Annotated in this window: 16 protein-coding genes; 11 read left to right on the top strand and 5 right to left on the bottom strand. The window is 59.1% G+C overall.

Annotated elements, in window-relative coordinates:
* Positions 1-29 precede the first annotated feature (29 nt).
* On the bottom strand, positions 30-1478 hold the full coding sequence (locus FRT59_RS25980) for an FAD-binding protein (protein WP_034118991.1): 1449 nt from the start codon (positions 1476-1478) through the stop codon (positions 30-32).
* 442 nt (positions 1479-1920) lie between these two features.
* Positions 1921-2604, bottom strand: coding sequence for a DJ-1/PfpI family protein (locus FRT59_RS25975; RefSeq protein WP_153872750.1), 684 nt, complete (start codon positions 2602-2604; stop codon positions 1921-1923).
* 88 nt (positions 2605-2692) lie between these two features.
* Between FRT59_RS25975 and FRT59_RS25970 the strand changes: the two genes are divergently transcribed.
* Entirely contained in the window at positions 2693-3694 is a 1002-nt protein-coding gene (locus FRT59_RS25970; protein WP_034118989.1) for a GlxA family transcriptional regulator, read from the top strand.
* Between the two features lie 2 nt (positions 3695-3696).
* Here the strand turns inward: FRT59_RS25970 and FRT59_RS25965 are convergent, their stop codons facing one another.
* The 3 genes from FRT59_RS25965 to FRT59_RS25955 form a co-directional block, all read right to left on the bottom strand.
* A complete protein-coding gene (locus FRT59_RS25965; RefSeq protein WP_034118988.1) occupies positions 3697-4569 on the bottom strand; it encodes a TauD/TfdA dioxygenase family protein in 873 nt (290 codons plus the stop codon).
* The gene (locus tag FRT59_RS25960; RefSeq protein WP_153838490.1) at positions 4566-5576 is read right to left on the bottom strand and encodes an L-tyrosine/L-tryptophan isonitrile synthase family protein; all 1011 of its coding nucleotides are present in this window, start codon (positions 5574-5576) and stop codon (positions 4566-4568) included. The genes FRT59_RS25965 and FRT59_RS25960 overlap by 4 nt, the downstream gene beginning before the upstream one ends.
* A gap of 508 nt (positions 5577-6084) precedes the next feature.
* Positions 6085-6717 carry a LysE family translocator gene (locus FRT59_RS25955; protein WP_153872749.1) on the bottom strand — a complete coding sequence of 211 codons (633 nt, stop codon included), beginning with the start codon at positions 6715-6717 and terminating at the stop codon, positions 6085-6087.
* Between the two features lie 179 nt (positions 6718-6896).
* Here FRT59_RS25955 and FRT59_RS25950 point away from each other — a divergent pair, with 179 nt between their 5' ends.
* From FRT59_RS25950 to FRT59_RS25905, 10 genes are all read left to right on the top strand, one after another.
* Positions 6897-7412 (top strand): sigma-70 family RNA polymerase sigma factor, encoded by a 516-nt coding sequence (locus FRT59_RS25950; RefSeq protein ID WP_034118985.1) that lies wholly within the window; start codon positions 6897-6899, stop codon positions 7410-7412.
* Entirely contained in the window at positions 7399-8349 is a 951-nt protein-coding gene (locus tag FRT59_RS25945; protein ID WP_153872748.1) for a FecR domain-containing protein, read from the top strand. Before FRT59_RS25950 ends, FRT59_RS25945 begins: the two co-directional genes overlap by 14 nt.
* 105 nt (positions 8350-8454) lie before the next feature.
* Positions 8455-10941: a TonB-dependent siderophore receptor gene (locus FRT59_RS25940; RefSeq protein ID WP_153872747.1), complete on the top strand. Its 2487-nt coding sequence runs from the start codon at positions 8455-8457 to the stop codon at positions 10939-10941.
* Positions 10942-11366: 425 nt separating this feature from the next.
* Complete coding sequence (locus FRT59_RS25935) at positions 11367-12806, top strand: undecaprenyl-phosphate glucose phosphotransferase (RefSeq protein WP_153872746.1); 1440 nt, start codon at positions 11367-11369, stop codon at positions 12804-12806.
* Positions 12806-14266 carry a mannose-1-phosphate guanylyltransferase/mannose-6-phosphate isomerase gene (locus FRT59_RS25930; protein WP_153872745.1) on the top strand — a complete coding sequence of 487 codons (1461 nt, stop codon included), beginning with the start codon at positions 12806-12808 and terminating at the stop codon, positions 14264-14266. The genes FRT59_RS25935 and FRT59_RS25930 overlap by 1 nt, the downstream gene beginning before the upstream one ends.
* Positions 14266-15177, top strand: coding sequence for a glycosyltransferase family 2 protein (locus FRT59_RS25925; protein WP_153872744.1), 912 nt, complete (start codon positions 14266-14268; stop codon positions 15175-15177). The genes FRT59_RS25930 and FRT59_RS25925 overlap by 1 nt, the downstream gene beginning before the upstream one ends.
* A gap of 6 nt (positions 15178-15183) precedes the next feature.
* Positions 15184-15981, top strand: a complete 798-nt coding sequence (locus tag FRT59_RS25920; protein ID WP_153872743.1) for a polysaccharide biosynthesis/export family protein — start codon at positions 15184-15186, stop codon at positions 15979-15981.
* Positions 15982-16057: 76 nt separating this feature from the next.
* Positions 16058-18037 carry a GumC family protein gene (locus tag FRT59_RS25915; RefSeq protein WP_198809875.1) on the top strand — a complete coding sequence of 660 codons (1980 nt, stop codon included), beginning with the start codon at positions 16058-16060 and terminating at the stop codon, positions 18035-18037.
* Positions 18037-19218, top strand: coding sequence for a glycosyltransferase (locus FRT59_RS25910; RefSeq protein WP_153872742.1), 1182 nt, complete (start codon positions 18037-18039; stop codon positions 19216-19218). The genes FRT59_RS25915 and FRT59_RS25910 overlap by 1 nt, the downstream gene beginning before the upstream one ends.
* On the top strand, positions 19215-20555 hold the full coding sequence (locus FRT59_RS25905) for a glycoside hydrolase 5 family protein (RefSeq protein ID WP_153872741.1): 1341 nt from the start codon (positions 19215-19217) through the stop codon (positions 20553-20555). The genes FRT59_RS25910 and FRT59_RS25905 overlap by 4 nt, the downstream gene beginning before the upstream one ends.
* The last annotated feature ends 4 nt before the right edge of the window (positions 20556-20559 follow it).

Below are 20559 nucleotides of genomic sequence, written 5' to 3'. Positions count from 1 at the left end.
GCTGCCTTGCTTTGCGCACCGGGATGGCGTCATGTCGTGCGCGGGTACACCACTGAATCCAGATAAGCCGTTATCGGTGCAAGGTCGTTCAGGGCAGAAGACGCCGCAATATACGTATCGGGCCGAACCAGGATCAGTTGATTGGCGTAGGGGCTGCTTTCATCATTAATCTGGATCTGCTTGACGTAGGCAGGGAGATCCGCGGTTATCGGCGCGTCACCAAACACCAGCAGGGTAAAAAACCGATAGTCGAGCAGGGAATAAATGCGGGTAGCGGTCAGTTCGCCACTGACAGGTTCGCGAAGCTTGAAATCGAGCAACCGCTGGCCATCGAGGTCGTGCTGGCCGTAACGAATACCCATTCCTGTGATAAAGCCTGCGCGCCGCTCGACAACCTTCAGATAGTCCTCTGCGTGGGTGCCTTGGGCCGAGTACTTGGTAGTGCGCACCAGTTCGCCGGACGTCTCGATCACACCCAGGGCAACCGGCTTACGCTCCTGCTCATAGGTCGGTAACAACGCCTTCGACGCACCGTGTTTCAACACCATGCTCATCTTCCACATGAGATTGAAGGCGTCAGCCAAACCGGTATTCAAGCCTTGGCCGCCATTGACCGAATGAATGTGGCAGGCGTCACCGGCGATAAAGACTTTGCCCTCGATTGCATAGTGTTGCGCCACTGACTCGCGCACCGTGAACTGTGAAGACCAAACGAGTTCCTTGAATCGCAAGGTGTGTGGCGCCATTGCGCGGTTGATCTTTGCAACGGCCTGTTCGACGGTAAAGTCCTGGGTATCCATGCGCACGTAAAAGCGGTCGATCTCGCCCTCCCGCGGAATCCACGCCACATCCGAGGTCTCGGCTTGAAAGACGATGATTTCCGGCACCTTATTGAAGTCGGTGTCGACGATGCCATCCAGCACCGCCCAAATCAGCTGCGGATAGGTCACCTCGAAAGGCACATTGAACCAATCACGCACAAACGAACGGGAACCGTCGGCACCGATGACGAACTCCGACTGGATGGTCTCGCCTGTCGACAGTGTCGTCATGCAACCCTCCTCCAGGATTTTGATATCACGCACGGAGGTTTGACGGTGGACCGGGCAGCCCAACGTCTTGATCCGCTCGTCCAGCGCCTGCTCGACGAACGATTGCCCGAGCATAAGATAATACTTATGAAAACAGCCTTCCAATTCGTCCCACCAGGCTGACTTACGCGAGACAAACTTCCCGTCTGCCCATACCGAACTGGTATTACAAGGCTTGCCCAGAGGATGCAACTGGTCGAACAGACCAACGCTCTCGAACAATTGCAAAGTACGGGCGTTGAGCGCATCGGCCCTACCCACTTGCAAGGGCTCGAGCGATTTATCGATGATCACTACCTCGAGGTTACATAGGCGACCGAGATAGGCACACATAAGCCCCACAGGGCCCGCTCCAATAATGACGACATCAGTTTTCTGCGCCATCATGGACGAACTCCACGGCAGGCGTTGATACGAACAGGCGTTTCACAACAGCGAAGTGTTGGAAAACCAACCAGACCTACGAACGTAGGATTTATATTACATAGACGATATTGGCTGGCAATCGCCTTGATCAAGTTGAAAGTACTTATTTGCATGATGGCCGACCTCTCACAATGGGCCGACCATCATAAGTTACTTAAACTTGTCTTCAATTACGCAAATGATACTTAAAATTTGTAACTGGCCGAACATTGCAGCACAGACATTTAATCAATCGACTTTTTTACTGCTTGGCTCGCAAAACTCTTAGTTCACTCTGCGGGCGGGCCAATATAAAAGTCGACATCTATAGGCAACGTCTTATTTAATTCAATAACAATACCCCGTGTCAGCGTGAGCCAGGAAAAGTTCGTTTCAGGCTCACACCATCAAGCGTACCGTTATCTCAGCGGTCCAGACGCGCAGCGGCACGTGCCACGATCTCTGCACGGTCCTTACGCGATTGCGCCGTGCGCTTAAGCGCCTGCGCCAGCACATGCGCGGGCGCAGTCTGCGGGCTGCCCGAATCGAAAGGGGGTGCGGGTGCATATTCAATCTGCAACTGCACCAGTTGCGCGGCAGCCTCGCCGTACAGGTCGGCTACCAGGGACAGGGCAAAGTCGATCCCGGCGGTGATACCGCCGCCGGTCAGCAGGTTGCCATCGCGCACCACTCGCGCCTTAACCGCAGTGGCACCGAGCGCGGCGAGCAGGTCATGGTAAGCCCAGTGCGTAGTTGCCTTGCGCCCGCGCAGCAAACCCGCTGCGCCGAGTACTAGCGCGCCAGTGCACACCGAGGTGACATAGCGTGCGGTATGGGCTTGGTCCTTGAGGAAACCCAGGGTCTGGGGGTCTTCCATCAACGGGCCGACACCGGCGCCGCCGGGTACGCAGATCACGTCCAGGTTCGGGCAGTCGGCATAGGTTATCGTCGGGGTGAACACCAGTCCCGTGCTGGAGGTCACGGTCGCCAGATCCTTCCACACCAGATGCAGTTTTACGTCCGGCAGAGAACCGAGAACGTCGTAAGGGCCAGTCAGGTCCAGTTGCTGGATGCCAGGGAATAGCAGAAAGCCAATCTGTAGAGTCATGCCGATTTTCCTGTAAGGGAGTAGACGGTTTCACTCTAGTGATTCAGGATTTGGCCTACACGCCATTCCGCCCACGAATCACGCCAACATGCCAAGAATCGTTCATGTGCTCACCTTCCCCAATGCGCAGGTGCTGGATGTTACCGGGCCACTGCAAGTCTTTGCCTCGGCCAACGACCTGGCGCGACAGCAAGGTTTGTGCGTGCCCTATGCGGTCAATGTGGTGGCTGCCCAGGCGGCACCGGTGATGACGTCCGCGGGCCTGGCGCTGGTGGCTGAGCCGTTGCCGGCGATCGATGCGCTGTGCGATACCCTGGTGATCGCCGGGGGCTGGGGCGTGTATGGTGCCGCCGAGGACGCTGCGCTGGTGGATTGGGTGCGCAGAAAAGCCGCCCATTCGCGTCGAACAGTCTCGGTGTGCACCGGCGCCTTCCTACTGGCGGCCACCGGTCTGCTCGACGGCTGTCGTGTGGCAACCCACTGGACGCGCTGTGGGGAACTGGCCCGCCAATATCCGAAATTGCAGGTTGAGACCAACCCTATCTTCGTCCAGCAAGGGGCATTGTGGACCTCCGCCGGCGTCACGGCCGGGATTGATTTGTGCTTGGCGCTGGTGGAGCAAGACCTGGGCCGTGCGGTAGCTCTGGAGATCGCACGGCATCTGGTGGTGTTTCTAAAACGCCCGGGCGGCCAATCCCAATTCAGCGTGACGTTGTCGCTGCAGAACAGCAGTAGCCGTTTTACCGAGTTGCACGCCTGGATTGCTGAGCGGCTGACGCAGGACCTGAATATATCAACCCTGGCGGCGCAGGCCGGGATGAGTGAACGCAGCTTTATCCGCCATTACCGCGCCGACACCGGACAGACACCCGCCCGGGCGGTGGAGCTGTTACGGGTAGAAACCGCAAGAAGGCGCCTTGCCGATAGCGATGCGCCGATCAAGCGAATCGCTACACAATGCGGATTCAAGTGCGAAGAAACCATGCGCCGCAGCTTTCTTCGCATACTGGCCGTCACGCCGCAGACCTATCGACAGCGATTCTCAGGTGTGTGCGCGCCAGACATGCCTGCGTTGCGTTGCGAAGCATGACGTCACGCGGCCGATGGAATGTGCGGGTTGCGCAATGGCGGGGTGCTGTGGATATGCACCCGACGCAAATGCCGTCCCCCACCGTGGGTAAAAGCCTCACGGCCATGGAGCAGGCTGAAGTTGTCCGTCAGCAACACATCCCCGGTTTGCCATTGATGTGCGTAGTAAACGCTGGGGTCATGCAGCGCAGCGTGAAGGCTGTCGAGCAACGTGGATTGCTCACTGGCTTCAATTCCACTGAATTCATATTGCGACGCGTTGATAAAGCTACTGTCGCCTGCGAGCGGCTGTTCACAGTACCGCAGTACTGGAAACTCGCGCCGTGGGTGGATGTTAATGATCGGCGCTTGAGCCTGGTTGCTGTAAAGTTTGACGGTCCGGCTGTAGCTGCCTTGTGCCCGGCTCCACAAGTCCAGCGTTTCAGGCGATGCAATGCGTAATGCCTGAGGGGTACTGGCAAACGTGGTGCAGCCGCCGTGGGCGAAATCGCCCGCATTGACGCAGTGGAAGATCTGGAATTCGGGCACGGTATCCAGATACATTCCGTCCCAATGCAAAGGCACATAGCTATTGGAAAAAATGTGGTCATCGGGCATAGGGGCCTCCACAAGCTCCAGCACTGCCCCGAAAGGCCACATCATGATTTCGCCGAACGAGGCGCAATAACGACTGAAACTCTCGGACGAGTTGAAGCCTTCGAAACCGCGAAGGATCACCAGTTGATGGCTGTACACCAGCATGCGCAACCAGGCCGGTGACAGTTGCCCAATATGCAACTCACGCCGAGCAGTCAGCATTACGCCAAACTCAGGCGAGCCATGGGCCCCTGGCAGTGGTGTCATCGTGATCAGGTGATGCAGGTTCAAGTCCATCATGCGTGCGCTCCCTGCCATTGCACGATGGCTGGGGTTAACTCGTCGACTTGAGAAGCCGCCATAACATAGTGACTGGGCTGGCCGTCCTGCATCACCAACCGGGCACCACAGAGTTGTGCGTTCTTGCGACTCATCAATACAACCCGCCCGCCCGTCTCTACCGCTACGCCATGCCAGGGCGTTATCCAGCAATCGTGTGTCGGCATCATATGAATGCCGATCTTAAGGCTGCTGGGTGCTTGCGGATGAATGGACAATCGTATTGCGTGTGGAAACTCTTTTGCCAGAAGATCTCCCCACGCCCAACTGCGTTGAATGACTTCAACCGCCATGAGTTTGGCTTTTCGCTGCAAGGCCGTTCGGCTTCCGGAGTAGTCCGGAGTCAGGCCGTCTTCGAACATGAAGCGTGAGATTGCACGGTATAACGCCACGCCTTCATCAGACTTCATCAGTGTGCTCTTGATCGCAAACAACGAATCAGCATGGTTATCGATCATCAATTGGCGCAACGTATCAAAGTCACGGCTGGGCGCGTTGAACCGAGTGCAGTCTTCAAGGTTATAGAGCCGCAGATGATCGGCGTGTTTTTGCGCGATGAGCCGGCCGATAACCGCCTGATACTGGCTGATATCATTGTCGTCGACACCGATCACATCGCCGAACACCCGGCCATCCGAGCAGATAGTCAGATGAGCCCCCGGGGTATAGAAACGCTGGATGTCAGCACACAATTTATCCAGGGACTGCAAGGAAAGCCGTTCTGCCAGATCGGGCAGCCGGCCGATTACTTTGCCGGGGTTGGGTGATTTGGCGGGGAAAGCCGGCAATACGAATTCAATAGGTTTTCCCGCTTCCACAAAGTGCTGAATCCGCGGAATCTGTACAGACCGAATCAGCTCTAGTTCATGACTGTGCATATCCGATTTATCACTCTGTATATCACGGCGATGTACTTTGAGGATTTCATTCAAGATGTTTACCGAGATGTCGAACGAGGGATTATTCATTTTAGATACCTATTAATTGCCCGTAACACGCAACTTTGTAGAGAGGCGCGAAATTTAATTTCCGAGTGTTCAATACCGATGCTTAGCGCCATGTGTCGCTAGGCGTGAGACATAGTTAATAGGTTAACTATATTTCAAGCAATCGCAGATAAACATTTTGAAACCTATACTGGCAGGTAGCGCGAGGGCAGATACATCAGGGTATAAACGTTTTTCTCACGTAGGAAACGGCTTAGGTTTCTGGCGATTTTTTTAAACCACCGTGTCAGTCGCCATAACTTAAAGTGCGGCAGCTAATGGAATTATTTTTTTACAACACATGCTGAGGCTTGATTTTTGTAAAAAACAAAAACCGCAAAAGAATATGTAAGAATTTTGAGTATCGTGTTTATTCGGGGTGACTTATTTCAAGTTGTTAATATATTAACAATACGGGCGATATGAAATTTCCGCTGACGCTTTCGCTGATTTGTTACCAGGCCCGAACGCAAAATACCTACACACATTTTTATGCGGTGCGCCGCGACATCAGCGCCAGGCGTATCGCCAACACCATCAATACACTTGCCAGCCCCCACTTCTGTAGGGCGGCGCCCGCTGGGCGGGCGCTGAAAAAGCGGCTCACGGCACCGCCAAAAATCCCCAGGAGTATGTGAAATACGGCGGCGATCAACGTCAGGATGCCTCCCAACACCAACAGCTGCCCAGCAATGGATCCTGCCTCGGGGCGCACGAACTGCGGTAAAAACACCACGAAGAACAGCAGCGCCTTGGGGTTGAGCAGACTGTTGAGCACGGCCTGCAAGAACACCAGGCCGAGGCGCGCCGGCTCAACCTTGGCAGCCGCCAGGCGAGGTTTTTTGCGCAAGGTCTTGAACACCAGCCACAACAGATAGACCACCCCCGCGTAGCGGATCAGGTCGAATGAGGGCGGCCAACTGGCGACCACAGCGGTCACCCCGGTGGCGGTCAATGCCGTGAGTATCAAGTCCGCCACGCCGATGCCCAGGCCAGAGGCCACACCGCCACGCCAGCCGTGGAGTACGCCTTGGCTGATGACAAACGCCATGTTCGGCCCGGGCGACAACAGCAGGAGTAAAACCGCGCCTGAAAAAATTGCCAACGTTGCAAGATCAATCATGGCCAGTCATCCGCCGACAAAGCCTGCAGGTTAATCAGCGCAACTGACACAAACAAAAAATTGTGCGGGATACAATTTCAGCGGCCTTGTTGCTTCACCGCAGCGATGATTGCTCATTACCACGACCAACGTCTAGAATGCGAAACATTATCAATTAAGCCTGCTGTGCCAGGATGACCATGTCGAGCGATCCCCCTCTGGACCCTGCCGCCATCGGCCAGCTTTACCAAGCCCACCATTCCTGGCTGCGCGGCTGGTTGAGCCGACGTACCGGTTGCCGTGAACACGCCGCCGACCTGGCGCAGGAAACCTTCGTGCGCCTGCTCAACGCGCGCGCGCAACAAACCCTGCAACAGCCGCGGGCTTACTTGAGCAGCATTGCGCGCAGCTTGATGATCGACCAGTACCGGCGCCGCGAGCTGGAACGCGCCTACCTGGAAAGCCTGGCGCACTTCCCGCAAGTCGAGGTGCCGAGCGAAGAAACCCGGCTACTGATCCTCGACAGCCTGGAACGCATCGACCGTTTGCTCGACCAGCTCAAGCCTCGGGTGCGCGAGGCATTCCTACTGGCGCAACTGGATGGCCTGACCTGCCCACAGATCGCCCTGCGCCTGGGCGTTTCCAAGGCCACGGTGGAGCGCGACCTGTCCAAGGCGCTGCATGCCTGTTATCGGTTGCGTTATGCCGAGCTCTGACCCGCGCCTGGTGGACCAGGCCATCCAGTGGATGATCAAGCTGCGCTTCAACAGCGCCGATGACGCCAGCACTACGGCCTTTGAGAAGTGGCTGCAGACCAGTGCTGCGCATCAAGAGGCGTGGCACCGAGTGGCCACAATGAATGACGATTTCAATCAACTGTCAGCGCAGGTAAGCCGCCATGCGCTCACTGGCGCACGCCACCGCATCAGTCGTCGTGAAGGCTTGAAGGTGCTGGGGCTGTTTGCCGGCGCTGCCGGCTTAACCTGGTTGGGTCGCGACTACACCCCCTTGCCTGCCCTGCTGGCCGACTACCGCACCGCGGTCGGCGAGCGGCGCTGGGTGGCGTTGAACGATGGCAGCAAGGTACAACTCAACAGCGCCAGCGCCATTGATATCGCGTTGAATGCCGAGGGTCGGCTTGTGAACTTGCACCAGGGTGAAATACTGGTCAATACCGGCGGCGACCTCCGCCCATTCTGGGTGCATACCCGTGACGGTTACCTGCGTGCCCTCGACACGCGCTTGCTGGTGCGCGAAGAATCCCAAGGCACGCTACTGGCCGTGCAGAAGGGTGCGGTGGCGGTGTTTGCCGACAGCCATGACGCCAGCGCACGCCAAGTCATCAAGCCCGGCGAGCAGGTGCTGTTCAACCGTAGCGGCATACGCCCCTCGCCCACCAACGGCCTTGACCCCTGGGCCTGGAGTGACGGCGTGATCAGCGCCCAGAATATGCGCCTGGATGACTTCCTGGTCGAACTGGGCCGTTACCGCAATGGGTTGGTGCGTTGCAGCGAGGCGGTGGCTGGGCTGCGGGTCTCGGGTACCTATCAACTGGATGACACTGATCAAGTACTGAAGCTGGTGGCCCAATCGCTGCCCATCGATGTGACCTACCGCAGCCGCTATTGGGTGTCCGTCTCCGCTCGGGTTTAACTGACTAGAAATAAATGAGGTGAATTCTCATTGCCGTTCGACCTGTAAGGAAAGGCCGATCAACAGGCCGGTGTTATCCATTTCCCTCAGGAGCATCCCGCGGTCATGCAAGCGTTCCCCTCCAAACGTTCACCTTTTAGACACGCCGTCAACGCCACCCTCCTCGGTGCGTGCGTGGCGGCCAGCACCCTGCCGTATACCGCAAGCGCCCAGGAACCCGGCAACGAGCGCCAGGCCCGCGCCTGGAGTATTGCTCCTGGCCCTCTGGCCGGCGCCCTTGATCAATTTGCACGGCAGGCCGGTATCAGCCTGTCGTATGACGCGGGCAGCGTGGCCGGCAAAAGCAGTCCTGGGCTGAGCGGCACCCTGGCCCCACAACAGGCCCTGAGCCGGTTGCTTGAAGGCCAGGGGTTGCAGGCTCAGAGCCAGGGCCAAAACGCTTGGTTACTGTTGCCCCAGCAGCGAGACGGCTCGGCGCTAAACCTGGGCGCGACCACCGTCACCGGCGAGCGCCTGGGTGCCACCACCGAAGGCAGCGGTTCCTACACCACTGGCGCAGTGACCATCGGCAAGGGCGAACACAGCCTGCGACGCACCCCGCAATCGGTGAGCGTGATGACCCGCAAGCTGATGGATGACCAGAACATCACCACCATCGACCAATTGCTGGAGCGCACGCCAGGCATCACCAGCTATGAGTCGCCCATGGGCGGCAAGTATTTTTACTCCCGCGGCTTCAAGATGCTCGGCCAGTACCAGTTCGATGGCGTACCGCTGGACATCGGCAAGGACTACATACAGGCCGACAGTTTCAGCGCGAACATGGCGATTTATGACCGAGTGGAGGTTCTCAAGGGGGCTGCCGGCATGCTCAAGGGCGCGGGCACTGCCAGTGGTGCGGTGAACTTCGTGCGCAAGCGGCCCCAGGCCACCCCCACCACCAGCCTCGGGCTGTCGGCGGGCACCTGGGATAACTACCACGCCGAACTCGACACCGGCGGCCCGTTGAACGACAGCGGCACGGTGCGTGGCCGCGCGTCGGTCAGTCAACAGAATCGTGGTTCCTACATGGACCTTGCCAAGCGCCAGGACCAAGCGTTTTACGCGGCCCTGGACGTGGATGTCACGCCCGACACCACCCTAGGCTTCGGTGCCAGCCATGAGGATGTCGACGCCACCCCGTGCTGGAGCGGCCTGCCGCGCTACCGCGACGGCAAAAGCCTCGGCCTGAGCCGCTCCACCTGCCTGGGCCAAGCCTGGAACGACTGGCAAAGCCAGCGCACCACGCTGTTCGCTGATGTGACCCACCATTTCAATGACGCCTGGAAACTCAAAGTCAGCGCCGTGCATAGCCGCAACCTGCAAGATATCAAATACGCTGCCAGCCAAGACACCGTGGACTATGGCGACCCGGCCCCCACCCTCAGCAGCTACGCCGCGCTGCTGAACTACGATCACAAGGACTACGGCCTGGATGCCTATATCGACGGTCAATTTGAAGCGTTTGGCCTGCAACACGAGTTGATCCTTGGCGCTAATGGCAGTCGTGGCACCCAAGACGATGTCTATGCGATCCGCAACCTGCCCCAGCGCCAAAGTGTTTTCACCCCCAATCACCACTTCCCGGAACCTGCCGACGATACCTTCTGGCCCAACATGTACCGTGGCGGCACCGTCAACGAGACCGCCACGCAATACGGCGCCTATGCCACCTTGCGCCTGCGCCTGGCTGAGCCTTTGATGCTGGTTGTCGGCAGTCGCGTCAGTTGGTACGAAAACCGCCGCCAGTCCCTGAACCTGGCCTGGGACGAGTGGGCCGATCAAGACGCTCGCACCAAGGAAACCGGCGTAGTTACGCCGTTTGCCGCGTTGATCTACGACCTCAATGACAACCTTTCGGTGTATGCCAGCTACGCCGATATCTTCCAGCCGCAAAGCTCCTACGCCACGGTCAGCGGTTCGGCGCTCAAGCCGAAAATGGGTGAGAATTATGAGTTGGGCATCAAGGGCGAATGGTTTGACGGACGCCTGAACAGCTCTGTGGCGGTGTTCCGCGCAATCGAAAAAAACGCCGCTCAAACAGACTTCATGACCCGTTGCGGCAGTTCTTCCGACGGTTACTGCTATACCGACACGAGCAAAGTTCGCGCCCAGGGGGTCGAGGCCGAGTTGAGCGGTGAACTGCTTGAACGCCTGCAAGTGTTCGGCGGCTATACCTACACCCAAACCAAAAACCTGAAGAACATCGACAGCACCGCCGAAGGCGCGGTGTCCAACACCTACGTACCACGGCATATGCTCAGGTTGTGGGGCGACTACCAGTTGGACGGTGCACTGTCGAAATGGACAGTCGGCGCAGGAGTCAACGCCCAAAGCAGCAACTACCGGCTGCAAACCATCAAGCTGGAACAGGCCGGGTATGCGTTGTGGAGTGCACGCCTGGCGTATCAGGTGGACGACACCTGGACCGTGGCGCTCAACGGCAACAACCTATTCGATAAAACCTACTACCAAACCGTGGGCACAGCGGGTTGGGGCAATCTCTACGGGGAGCCACGCAACCTGACACTGAGCCTCAAAGGCAACTTCTAAGCCCCACAAGTCCCTGCACCGGAGCCGGCAACTCGGCTCTGGTTCGACACCCCCCTTCCCCATCCCCCTCCGTCAAAGAAGCTTTTATTGCTGGCAGGAAAATCTCCAGGTTTGTTCCTACACTCCAAAAAGCCATCATCGATTCTCGATTTTTCTGAAACCTCGCCAATGCAAGTCAACAAACCGTCATATCATGTAGGCGTTATGAGAGCTATTGATGGCACGGGCTTAAAGCGACATACAATTGACGCAAACCTCAGGAAAGCCACTGTTAGCCATTGTTCCGTGAATTCCTGCGTCTAGACAGGCATTACGTATTACCCAGCAACAGCAGTCGTTCGATTTGCACCACTTGTAAAGCAAGCCTGCCTTATGGATGAGCAAACGAATAGGAACGTTCTGGTGGTGTATTGAGGATCTGATCTATGCGCGGTAAATCGTCGGTCGATAGCCTGTTTTTGACTCGTCCCGGTTTCGTTGAGTTTTTTGTTGTTTTCGTAAAATTGATCCATGGCCTGACTGCAGTGTTGCCGGCGATTCTCCTGTTGTTCTACCCGGACCCAGTCGCCGAGCACATGCGTAACCACTACCTGGGCCTGCTGGTATTCTTTGCGCTGCTGACCATCATCCTGTTCCAGGCCCTGGGGGTGTACTCCGAGGATCTGTTCAGCAATCGCCTGCGTTTTCGAGTGATGCTGGTGGCCTGGATCTCGGCGTTTTGCATCCTGCTGTTCATGTACCAGATCCTGCTGCTGTTCCCGCAGTTGAGCCCGCGCAATCTGGTGGCCTGGTTTTCCATGAGCCTGGTGCTGTTCGGCGTGGAGCGGATATTGATGCTGCGCCTGTACCGCCATTTGATGAAGAACGGCAAATTTCTCCAGCGCACGGTGATCCTCGGCTTTACCGAGACAGCGGTCCATGTGGCCGAACACCTGTCGCGCAACAGTGATATCCGCTCCGGCCTGATCGGTTTTATCGACGACCGTACCGAGCGCATTCCCAAGGAATTGAGCCGCCTGCCCTTGCTGGGCAATACCCGCGACCTGGAAAAGCTGATCCGCTCCGAACAGGTCAACCAGGTCATGATCACCCTGCCCTGGGCCGCCGAGCAGCGCATCAACGGGCTGGTCAAGCGCCTGCGGCAAATGTCGGTGAACGTCATGCTGGTGCCGGAAATGGCCGCCTTGCGCTATGGCCATAACCGCATCACCGATGTGGGCGGCATCCTGATGTTCAACACCTCGCAGTTGCCACTGCGCGGCTGGTCGCCCTTTATCAAGCGTTGCGAAGACTTGCTACTGGCCAGCATGGGCCTGCTGCTGCTGTCACCGCTGATGCTGGTGACCGCCATCGCGATCAAACTCGATTCCAAGGGCCCGGTGCTGTTTCGCCAGAAACGCTATGGCTACAACGACAACCTGATCCGCGTGTTCAAGTTCCGCTCGATGTACGTCGACCAGACCGACCTCAACGCCGAGAACCAGACCACGCGCCTGGACCCACGCATCACCCGGGTAGGCAGGATCATCCGCAAGACCAGCATCGATGAGCTGCCACAACTGTTCAACGTGTTGCTGGGCAATATGTCGATGGTCGGCCCGCGCCCCCACGCCACGGCCACCAAGGCCGCCGGGATTCCTTTCGAGGAAGCGGTCAGCGAATACAGCTCGCGCCACCGGGTCAAGCCGGGCATCACTGGCTGGGCGCAGATCAATGGCTACCGCGGCGAGACCGACACACTGTTCAAGATCAAGAAACGGGTCGAATACGACCTGGAATACATCGCCAAATGGTCGGTGTGGCTGGATTTGTACATCGTTTTCATGACGGTTCCTGCCGTCCTTTCCACCAAGGAAGTCTATTGATGAACCCACTTAACGGATTGATTCCCTGCATCATCTCCGGTGGTTCGGGTACGCGGCTGTGGCCGGTTTCGCGGCAGAACATGCCCAAGCCCTTCATGCGCATGCGCGACGATCAGAGCCTGTTGCAGAAGACCTTCCTGCGGGCCAGTCACTTGCCCGGAGTGGACAGCATTCTGACGGTGACCAACCGCGACCTGCTGTTTCGCACCCTCGATGACTACCGCGCGGTGAACACCCAGCGATTGGCCCTTGACTTGCTGTTGGAACCCTTTGGCCGTAACACCGCCGCCGCCATCGCCGTGGCCGCTTTGCATGTGCAGGAACATTTCGGCGCAGACGCACAGTTGCTGGTGATGCCCGCCGACCACCTGATCCTCGATGAAAGCGCCTTTGCCCAAGCCGTAGAAAAAGCCCGCGCACTGGCCGAGGCCGGTTACCTGGTGACCTTTGGCATCCAGCCTGAACGAGCGGAAACCGGCTTTGGCTATATCGAACAAGGCGCGGCTTTGGGTGTTGGGTTCCAGGTCCAGCGCTTTGTCGAAAAGCCCGACCAGGCCACCGCCCAAGGTTATCTGGACGGCGGCAAGCACCTGTGGAATGCCGGAATGTTCTGCTTCAAGGCTGCCACCGTGCTGGACGAATTGGCCCGCCACGCCCCGGCCGTCCTGGACGCGGCCAAGGCCGCACTGGAGCACAGCCAGAGCCTGCAAAACAGCAGCAGTCGCCAGCGCGAACTGAGCCCGGAAGGTTTCGGCACCGCGCCGGATATCTCCATCGACGTGGCCTTGATGGAAAAATCCGCACAGGTCGCAGTCGTGCCCTGCGACATTGGCTGGAGCGATATCGGCTCCTGGGAAGCCCTGCGCCAACTGACGCCCAGTGACGACAATGGCAACCAGATCAATGGCGAGGCGATCCTGCACGACGTCCATAACTGCTATATCGACTCGCCCAAGCGTGTACTGGGTGCAGTGGGCGTGCGTGACCTGATCATCGTCGACACCCCGGACGCACTGCTGATTGCCGACGCCCACCGCAGCCAGGACGTGCGGTATATCGTCGCCGAACTCAAGCGCCAGAATCACCCGGCGTTCAGCCTGCATCGCACCGTCACCCGCCCCTGGGGCACCTACACGGTGCTGGAAGAAAGCACGCGGTTCAAAATCAAACGCATTGTGGTCAAGCCTAAAGGCTCGCTGTCCCTGCAAATGCACCATCACCGCAGCGAGCATTGGGTAGTGGTCAGCGGCGCGGCGATGATCACCAATGGCGAGCAGGAGATCCTGCTCAACATGAACGAGTCCACGTACATTCCCGCCGGGCACAAGCACCGCCTGACCAACCCCGGCATCATCGACCTGGTGATGATCGAGGTACAGAGCGGTGAGTATCTGGGTGAAGACGACATCGTGCGCTATGACGACATCTACGGCCGTGCGCCGGTGGAAGGCAAACCCTGATGCGTACGTCTTTGATCATCCCCACCCGCAACGCGGCCAGCCATCTGGACCGCCTGCTACCTGCCCTGCGCATGCAGACCTTGCAACCGGACGAGATGCTGGTGGTCGACAGCGCGTCGAGCGATGACACGGTGGCGCGCTTTCGCGAGTTTGGCGCGCGTGTGGAGGTGATTGATGCGCGTGACTTCAACCACGGCGGCACCCGGCGCTGGGCCAGTGAGCAGGTGGGTGGCGACGCTTTGATCGTCATGACCCAGGACGCGATCCCCGCCACAGCCGAGACCTTCGCCAACCTGATCAGCGAACTGCAACTGGACCCGCTCAATGGCGTGGCCTATGGCCGACAACTGCCGCACCCAGGCGCTGGGGTGCTGGGGGCACAATCGCGACACTTCAATTACCCGGCGGCCAGCCGCAGCAAAAGCCTGGCCGATGTACCGCACTTGGGGATCAAGACCTGCTTCAGCTCCGATTCGTTTTCGGTGTACCGGCGCAGCGCCCTGCACGCGGTGGACGGCTTTCCCCAGGATGTGATTGGCAGCGAAGACGCCTACGTCGCCGCACGCATGCTGCTGGCCGGCTACCAGGTGCGCTACGCCGCCAGTGCGCAGGTTTATCACTCCCACGATTACCGCTTGCTGGAAGAGTTTCACCGCTACTTCGATATCGGTGTGTTCTACGGTCGCGAGCCGTGGATTCGCCAAGCGTTTGGCGACGCCGGCGGCGAAGGCAAACGTTATGTATTGGCCGAATTACGCGCGTTGCGCGAGGCCAACGCGCTGCACCGCGCCCCCGAAGTGGTCGTGCGCAGCGCCTTTAAATTGCTGGGTTATCGCCTCGGCCACCTTGAACGCTACTTGCCCAACTCGCTTAAACGGCGCCTGGGCATGTTTTCCACCTACTGGACTTGAGCCGTCATGAAGACTATCAACCGACGTTCCCGTCTTACCCTGCTCGGCCTCTTGAGTGCCTCGATCTGGCTGACTGGCTGTTCGACCCCCGCGCGGGTACCGCTTCCTGATAACGATACGCTCAAGGCCGGCCATCAAGCGGCGCTGACCCTGGCTGACCTGCCACCGCCGCAAGTGCTGATCCAGAGCGGCGACTCGCTGCGTATCGTGCGTGATGCCCAGGAACCGGCGGCAGCCGATGACATGAGCGTGTTCGTCGTGCGCCCCGATGGCGTGATCTCGGTACCCAATATTGGCCGCGTCAAGGCGGCCTTGCGCACGCCCGAAGACCTGGGCAGGGAAATCACCGAGAAGTACAAGCGCATCTACCGCGAACCGGCAGTCACGGTGAACATCGCCAGCGCGCCGAGCAACAAGGTGTTTATCGGCGGTGCGGTGCCTAACCCGGCGTTCTTCGACCTGGCCGGCAACGTCAGCGTCGAGCAGGCGCTGCTCAGTTCCGGTGGTGTTTTGCCTTCGGCGGATGCCTCCAACGTGGCCTTGATGCGTACCGGGCCGGATGGCAAGTACAAAACGTACTTCATCAGCCTGGAAAGCATGTTGACCAACTCCAATCACCCCCGGGTGGCGTTGCAGCGCGGCGACTTGATCTTTGTGCCGCAGTCGGGCATCGGCGCGACGGTGGAGGCTGTGGATATGTACTTCACCAAGCTGTTTCCGGTTAGCAAAGGGGTTGGACTGGGCTTGAATTATCAGCTCAACGGCAACAAGTCCGGCGATACCTATATCAGCGCTCCACAATGATTATGACGCAGGCTTTGTATCACTTGAGCACGTCGATTTCATTCGACGAACAACATCTATCCAATGGAGTGATCCTGTGATCGAAATCCGCTCTCTTCGCGACCTGCTGCGGCTGTTTTTCATCTATCGCCGCGAATTCAAACTGGCAGTGATCACGACCATCGTCGTCGCCGTGCTGGGTGCCTTCCTGTTGCCGGCTCGCTACGAGTCCGACGCACGCTTGCTGGTCAAGCCGGGGCGGGATAACACCACGTTGCCGATCGAGGCCGCCAACCGCCAGACGCTGGTTGCCCCGAGCACCCAGCACGACCCGATTGTCGACGAAGAAAAAATGCTCACGGGCCGGCCTATCGTGCATATCGTTGCCGAGCGCTATATGGCGATGACCGCCGAACCGCCGCAAGGCTTCTGGAAGGTCACCAAGTTCTACATCAAGAAGGGCGTTGGCGAAGTCATCAATGGCGTGCGCAGTGTGTTGCAGTTCATCGGCCTGGCCGAGAAACAAAGCCCGCTGGAGCGCTTGGCGACCTCACTGGAAAAAAACTTCACAGCCGGTCACGAGCCGGGCTCTTCGGTGATTGAAATTTCTTTCACCTGGGACGACCCGGCAGTTGCACAAAAAATCGTCGAGGAATGGGTCAACGCCTACCTTGAGGAACGTGCGCGGATTCTCGGGCGCAAGAGCCTGCACACTTTCTATGAAACCGAACGCAGCAAGGTTGCAGATAACATCCAGAGTCTGAAGGACCAACTCCAAGGCCGCTTGAAGCAGATCGACTCGATCAGTGTCGATGCGCGCCTGAAGAACCTGACCAGCCAGATCGACCGCGTCACCGACGCCAAGGTCAGCGCACAAAACCAGATCTCGGGGATTCGCAGCCTCCTGGCCAACGCCAGCCAGCAGATCAAGAGCCAGCCGGCGGACGTGGTCACGATGCGTGAAACCAGCCTCAACCCCACCCAACTCGACCTCAAGCGTCAGCTCAATGCGCTGCAAGTGGAGCGGGCACGCCTGTTGCGCACCTACTTGCCGGGCACGCCTCAGGTCAACCAGATCGAGCAGAACATCCGCGATATGGAAGCACTCAGCGCCCAGGAAGCCACACGCCTGGAACGCTCGCAAAACACTGCGCCCAACAGCCTGGTGATCAACGTCAAACAGCAGATGATCGACGCGCAGTTGCAAGAGCGCAAACTGGCCGGGGAAATCGAGAACTACGACAAGACCCTTGCCGAGCTGCGTGCCCAGCGTGACAAGGCAATGACCGATGAGCCGGAGCTCAACAAGCTGAGCCAACAACTGCGCACGGCCGAAAAGAGCTACGCCTTGTATTCGGAGAACCTCGAACAGGCGCGAATCGACTACGAACTGGATAACAGTCAGATCAGCAACATCGCCCTGATCGAACACGCCACCCTGAACCCGGCACGCGTGTTTCCCAAGAGCTTGCTGATTCTGCTGTTCGCCATTCCTGCCGGCGTGGCCGTGGGCTTTTTGACCATCTATGTGCTGTACCTGTTGGACCAACGTATCCACGATGGCACACGGTTGCAGGAGATGTTCCATGTACCGCTGTGGAGCAGCATCCCCGATGTGCAGGACGCAACGCCGGCAGCCGTCACCGCCAGCCTCTACCGCCTGTACAGCCTGCTTCCCCTGGAGCGCATCGCCACTGAAGGCTTTGCCCTGGGCCTGACCTCGGCGCGGCATGGCGAGGGCGTGACGTTTATCGTCGAGCAGCTCAAGTGCCTGCTGGAGGAGCGTGGCCACCGCGTCTCGGTCAATGGTGCGCACGCGCCAACGCCGGGTGAAGTGCTGCTGCTGGACGCTTCTGCCCTGTCGTCCAACCCGCAGGCCTTCCTGATTCTGCGCCGCGCCGACCAGATCGTGCTGGTGATCGAGGCCCGCACCAGCACCGTACCGACCCTCGAAAATGCCGTGTCGCTGCTGACCACCGCATTCGGCAAAGTGGACGGCATGATCCTCAACCGTCGCCGCTTTGAAGTGCCGGCCAAGGTCCTGGCGCGAATCAACAGCTGGCGCGGGGCGGCCTGATGCGTATCGCGCTGCTGGCCCCCCTGCCACCGGAGCAAACCGGGATCGCTGATTACGCCGCGCACCTGCGCACTGCGTTGATCGAACTGGGCCTTGAGGTGGTGACCCCTCTTGAGGGCTGCCAGGACCTGCCTGAACAGTTGCGGCGCCTGCAGGCCTTTGACTGGAGCGATGTGGACCTGGTCCATGGCGAATTGGGCGGTGGGCGTTTCGGCGAGTTCCAGGCGCTGAACTACCTGCGCCGGGCGCAACCGCACCTGCCCCTGACCGCCACGGTTCATGACCCAGAGCGCCTGATCTGGCGTCGGGCCAAGCTGTTTTTCCCCTTGACCCTGCTCGAACACCTGCCCCACCCGCTGCCCCAGGCGGCGGCGCTGCTGGCCGACCCGCTGACCTTGCACGAAGAACGGCGCCTGGCCAAAGGCATGCGTCGCCTGATCACCCTCACCCGCCTGGGCGGCGACTGCCTGCGCCAACGCATGGGCCTGCGCCCGGAACAACTGGCCGTTATTGCCCACGGCAACCTGCCCATCGCGCCCCAGGCGTTGCCGCCGCTTGCGCCGTTACGTCTGCTGTATTTCGGCTTTATCTATCGCGGCAAGGGCATTGAGGACCTGCTCCAGGCCCTGGCCCAGTCACTGGCCGCCCACCCTCAATGCCGCGGCCAGGTACGCCTGACCCTGGCCGGTGGCACCGCCCCGGAAATGACCTTTGACCCGGCGGGTAACTACCTCGATGGCCTGCGCCAACAGATCAGCGCGCTGCACCTGGAGGATGTGGTGGACTGGCAACTCGACCTGCCATCGACCCAGATATCCCCTACGATCCAGGCGCACCACGTGATGGTACTGCCCTACCGTGAATCGAAAAAACTCGGCTTTCTAGGGCAGATGCGTGGCACCAGTGGCGCGCTGTCGTGGGCTAATGCCTGCGGGCGCGGGGTGATCACCTCCAACGCCCGTGCCTTTGCCGAAGAGGTGGCCGGCGGCAATGGCATCACCTATCAGCAGGGCGACATAGATTCCTTGAGCAACGCCTTGAACCGCTTGATTCTCGACCCGCAACAGGCCCAGCAATGGGCCGCTCAAGCGGGGGAAATCGGCCGCCAGCGCCAGTGGGCCAACACGGCCCAACGTTTTGCCGAACTATTTCGGGATGCTTGTGAGGAGCCGTTGCGATGAACCTTTCATCCGTTCGCCCCATGTGGCGCTATCTGCCGCTGGTGCTGTCAATCGCCATCGGTGGCGCCCTGCTGTTGAGTGCAAAAGCCGATGCGCAACCGGTGAACCTGGCGCCGGAGCGCACCGTAGTCTGGAAAGACTTTCTGGGCGTGAACGCGCACTTTCTGTGGTTCAAACCCGAGCAGTACCGCAAGCAGATCAACCAATATCAGAAGCTTGGATTGGAATGGGTGCGGGTCGACTTGCACTGGGATCGCCTGGAGCCCAAGGAGGACGGTTATCAGCTCAGCACGTTCGATGAACTGGACCGCACCCTGACTGCCGAAAAAATCCGTTCGGTGTTTTACCTGGTGGGCTCGGCGCCCTTTATCACCACCGCCCCCAAGGGCGCGCCGTTCCAGGATCAGTATCGACCACGGGACGTCGAAGTCTATGCCATGCGCCTGGCGCTCCTGGCCAAACGCTACCCCAATATTGATGCCTGGCAGGTGTGGAACGAACAGAACCTGCCGAACAACTGGCGCCCCAACGTCAACGCCAAGGAGTACGGCCAATTGTTATTGGCCAGTCACCAAGCCTTGAATAGTGCCGCGCCCGGCAAACTGCAGGTCATGGGCGGCATGGCGTACTACAGCCAAATGCCGCCCCGTGGCAAAACCCTGATGTTTGAAGCACTCGGCGCGCTGGGCGTGCAAAACCTGGGCATGGTCGCGGCCTATCACCCCTATTCGATGACCCCGGAAACCGATGAGCCGGGCAAGAACGAAGTGCTGCTGCGCGGCGATCAACTCAATGCAATGCTGCACGGCGCCGGGATCAAGCAGGTATGGGCCACTGAATGGGGCTGGTCCAGCTATGCCGGCCCCAAGGAGATGCAGGACCTGATCGGTATCGATGGGCAGGCCGATTACACCTTGCGCCGCCTGGCCTTGATGGCGTCCCAGGACTACCAGAAGATTTTCCTGTTCGCCCTGTCCGACCTCGACCAACGCGCCTCGGCGCGGGACCAGCATTACGGCCTGCTGAACCTCGACGGCGAACCGAAGCCGGTGTACACCGCCCTCGCCCGCTTCCTCGAGATCACCGGCCCCACGCTTCAACCAGGCGCGACGCCGCAGCTCAAAGATATACCGGACACCTTCTACAGCGTGGCCTGGACCCGCCCAGACGGAAAGCACCTGTTGATGTATTGGAGCGCCGAAGGCAGCAGCATCAGCCTGCCAGGGGTTAAACGTGCAGAACTGCTGGACCCGCTGACCGGGACCAGCCAGACCCTGAGTGACGACAACGGCATTCGCCCAGTGGTGAAGCCGAGCTTGCAGATACTGGTGTGGTAGTGCC

The organism is Pseudomonas haemolytica, assembly GCF_009659625.1.
Lineage (GTDB): Bacteria > Pseudomonadota > Gammaproteobacteria > Pseudomonadales > Pseudomonadaceae > Aquipseudomonas > Aquipseudomonas haemolytica.
The sequence above is the reverse complement of the archived record's forward strand: the minus strand, read 5'-3'. Positions and strand labels throughout refer to the sequence as shown.

What these genes read in the sequence shown, in the direction of transcription:
- FRT59_RS25920 (WP_153872743.1), top strand. Translation starts at nt 15,184, where the DNA reads ATGAAGACTATCAACCGACGTTCCCGTCTTACCCTGCTCGGCCTCTTG.
- FRT59_RS25950 (WP_034118985.1), top strand. Translation starts at nt 6,897, where the DNA reads ATGTCGAGCGATCCCCCTCTGGACCCTGCCGCCATCGGCCAGCTTTAC.
- FRT59_RS25965 (WP_034118988.1), bottom strand. Translation starts at nt 4,569, where the DNA reads ATGATGGACTTGAACCTGCATCACCTGATCACGATGACACCACTGCCA.
- FRT59_RS25905 (WP_153872741.1), top strand. Translation starts at nt 19,215, where the DNA reads ATGAACCTTTCATCCGTTCGCCCCATGTGGCGCTATCTGCCGCTGGTG.
- FRT59_RS25980 (WP_034118991.1), bottom strand. Translation starts at nt 1,478, where the DNA reads ATGATGGCGCAGAAAACTGATGTCGTCATTATTGGAGCGGGCCCTGTG.
- FRT59_RS25970 (WP_034118989.1), top strand. Translation starts at nt 2,693, where the DNA reads ATGCCAAGAATCGTTCATGTGCTCACCTTCCCCAATGCGCAGGTGCTG.
- FRT59_RS25910 (WP_153872742.1), top strand. Translation starts at nt 18,037, where the DNA reads ATGCGTATCGCGCTGCTGGCCCCCCTGCCACCGGAGCAAACCGGGATC.
- FRT59_RS25955 (WP_153872749.1), bottom strand. Translation starts at nt 6,717, where the DNA reads ATGATTGATCTTGCAACGTTGGCAATTTTTTCAGGCGCGGTTTTACTC.
- FRT59_RS25940 (WP_153872747.1), top strand. Translation starts at nt 8,455, where the DNA reads ATGCAAGCGTTCCCCTCCAAACGTTCACCTTTTAGACACGCCGTCAAC.
- FRT59_RS25945 (WP_153872748.1), top strand. Translation starts at nt 7,399, where the DNA reads ATGCCGAGCTCTGACCCGCGCCTGGTGGACCAGGCCATCCAGTGGATG.
- FRT59_RS25925 (WP_153872744.1), top strand. Translation starts at nt 14,266, where the DNA reads ATGCGTACGTCTTTGATCATCCCCACCCGCAACGCGGCCAGCCATCTG.
- FRT59_RS25975 (WP_153872750.1), bottom strand. Translation starts at nt 2,604, where the DNA reads ATGACTCTACAGATTGGCTTTCTGCTATTCCCTGGCATCCAGCAACTG.
- FRT59_RS25935 (WP_153872746.1), top strand. Translation starts at nt 11,367, where the DNA reads ATGCGCGGTAAATCGTCGGTCGATAGCCTGTTTTTGACTCGTCCCGGT.
- FRT59_RS25960 (WP_153838490.1), bottom strand. Translation starts at nt 5,576, where the DNA reads ATGAATAATCCCTCGTTCGACATCTCGGTAAACATCTTGAATGAAATC.
- FRT59_RS25930 (WP_153872745.1), top strand. Translation starts at nt 12,806, where the DNA reads ATGAACCCACTTAACGGATTGATTCCCTGCATCATCTCCGGTGGTTCG.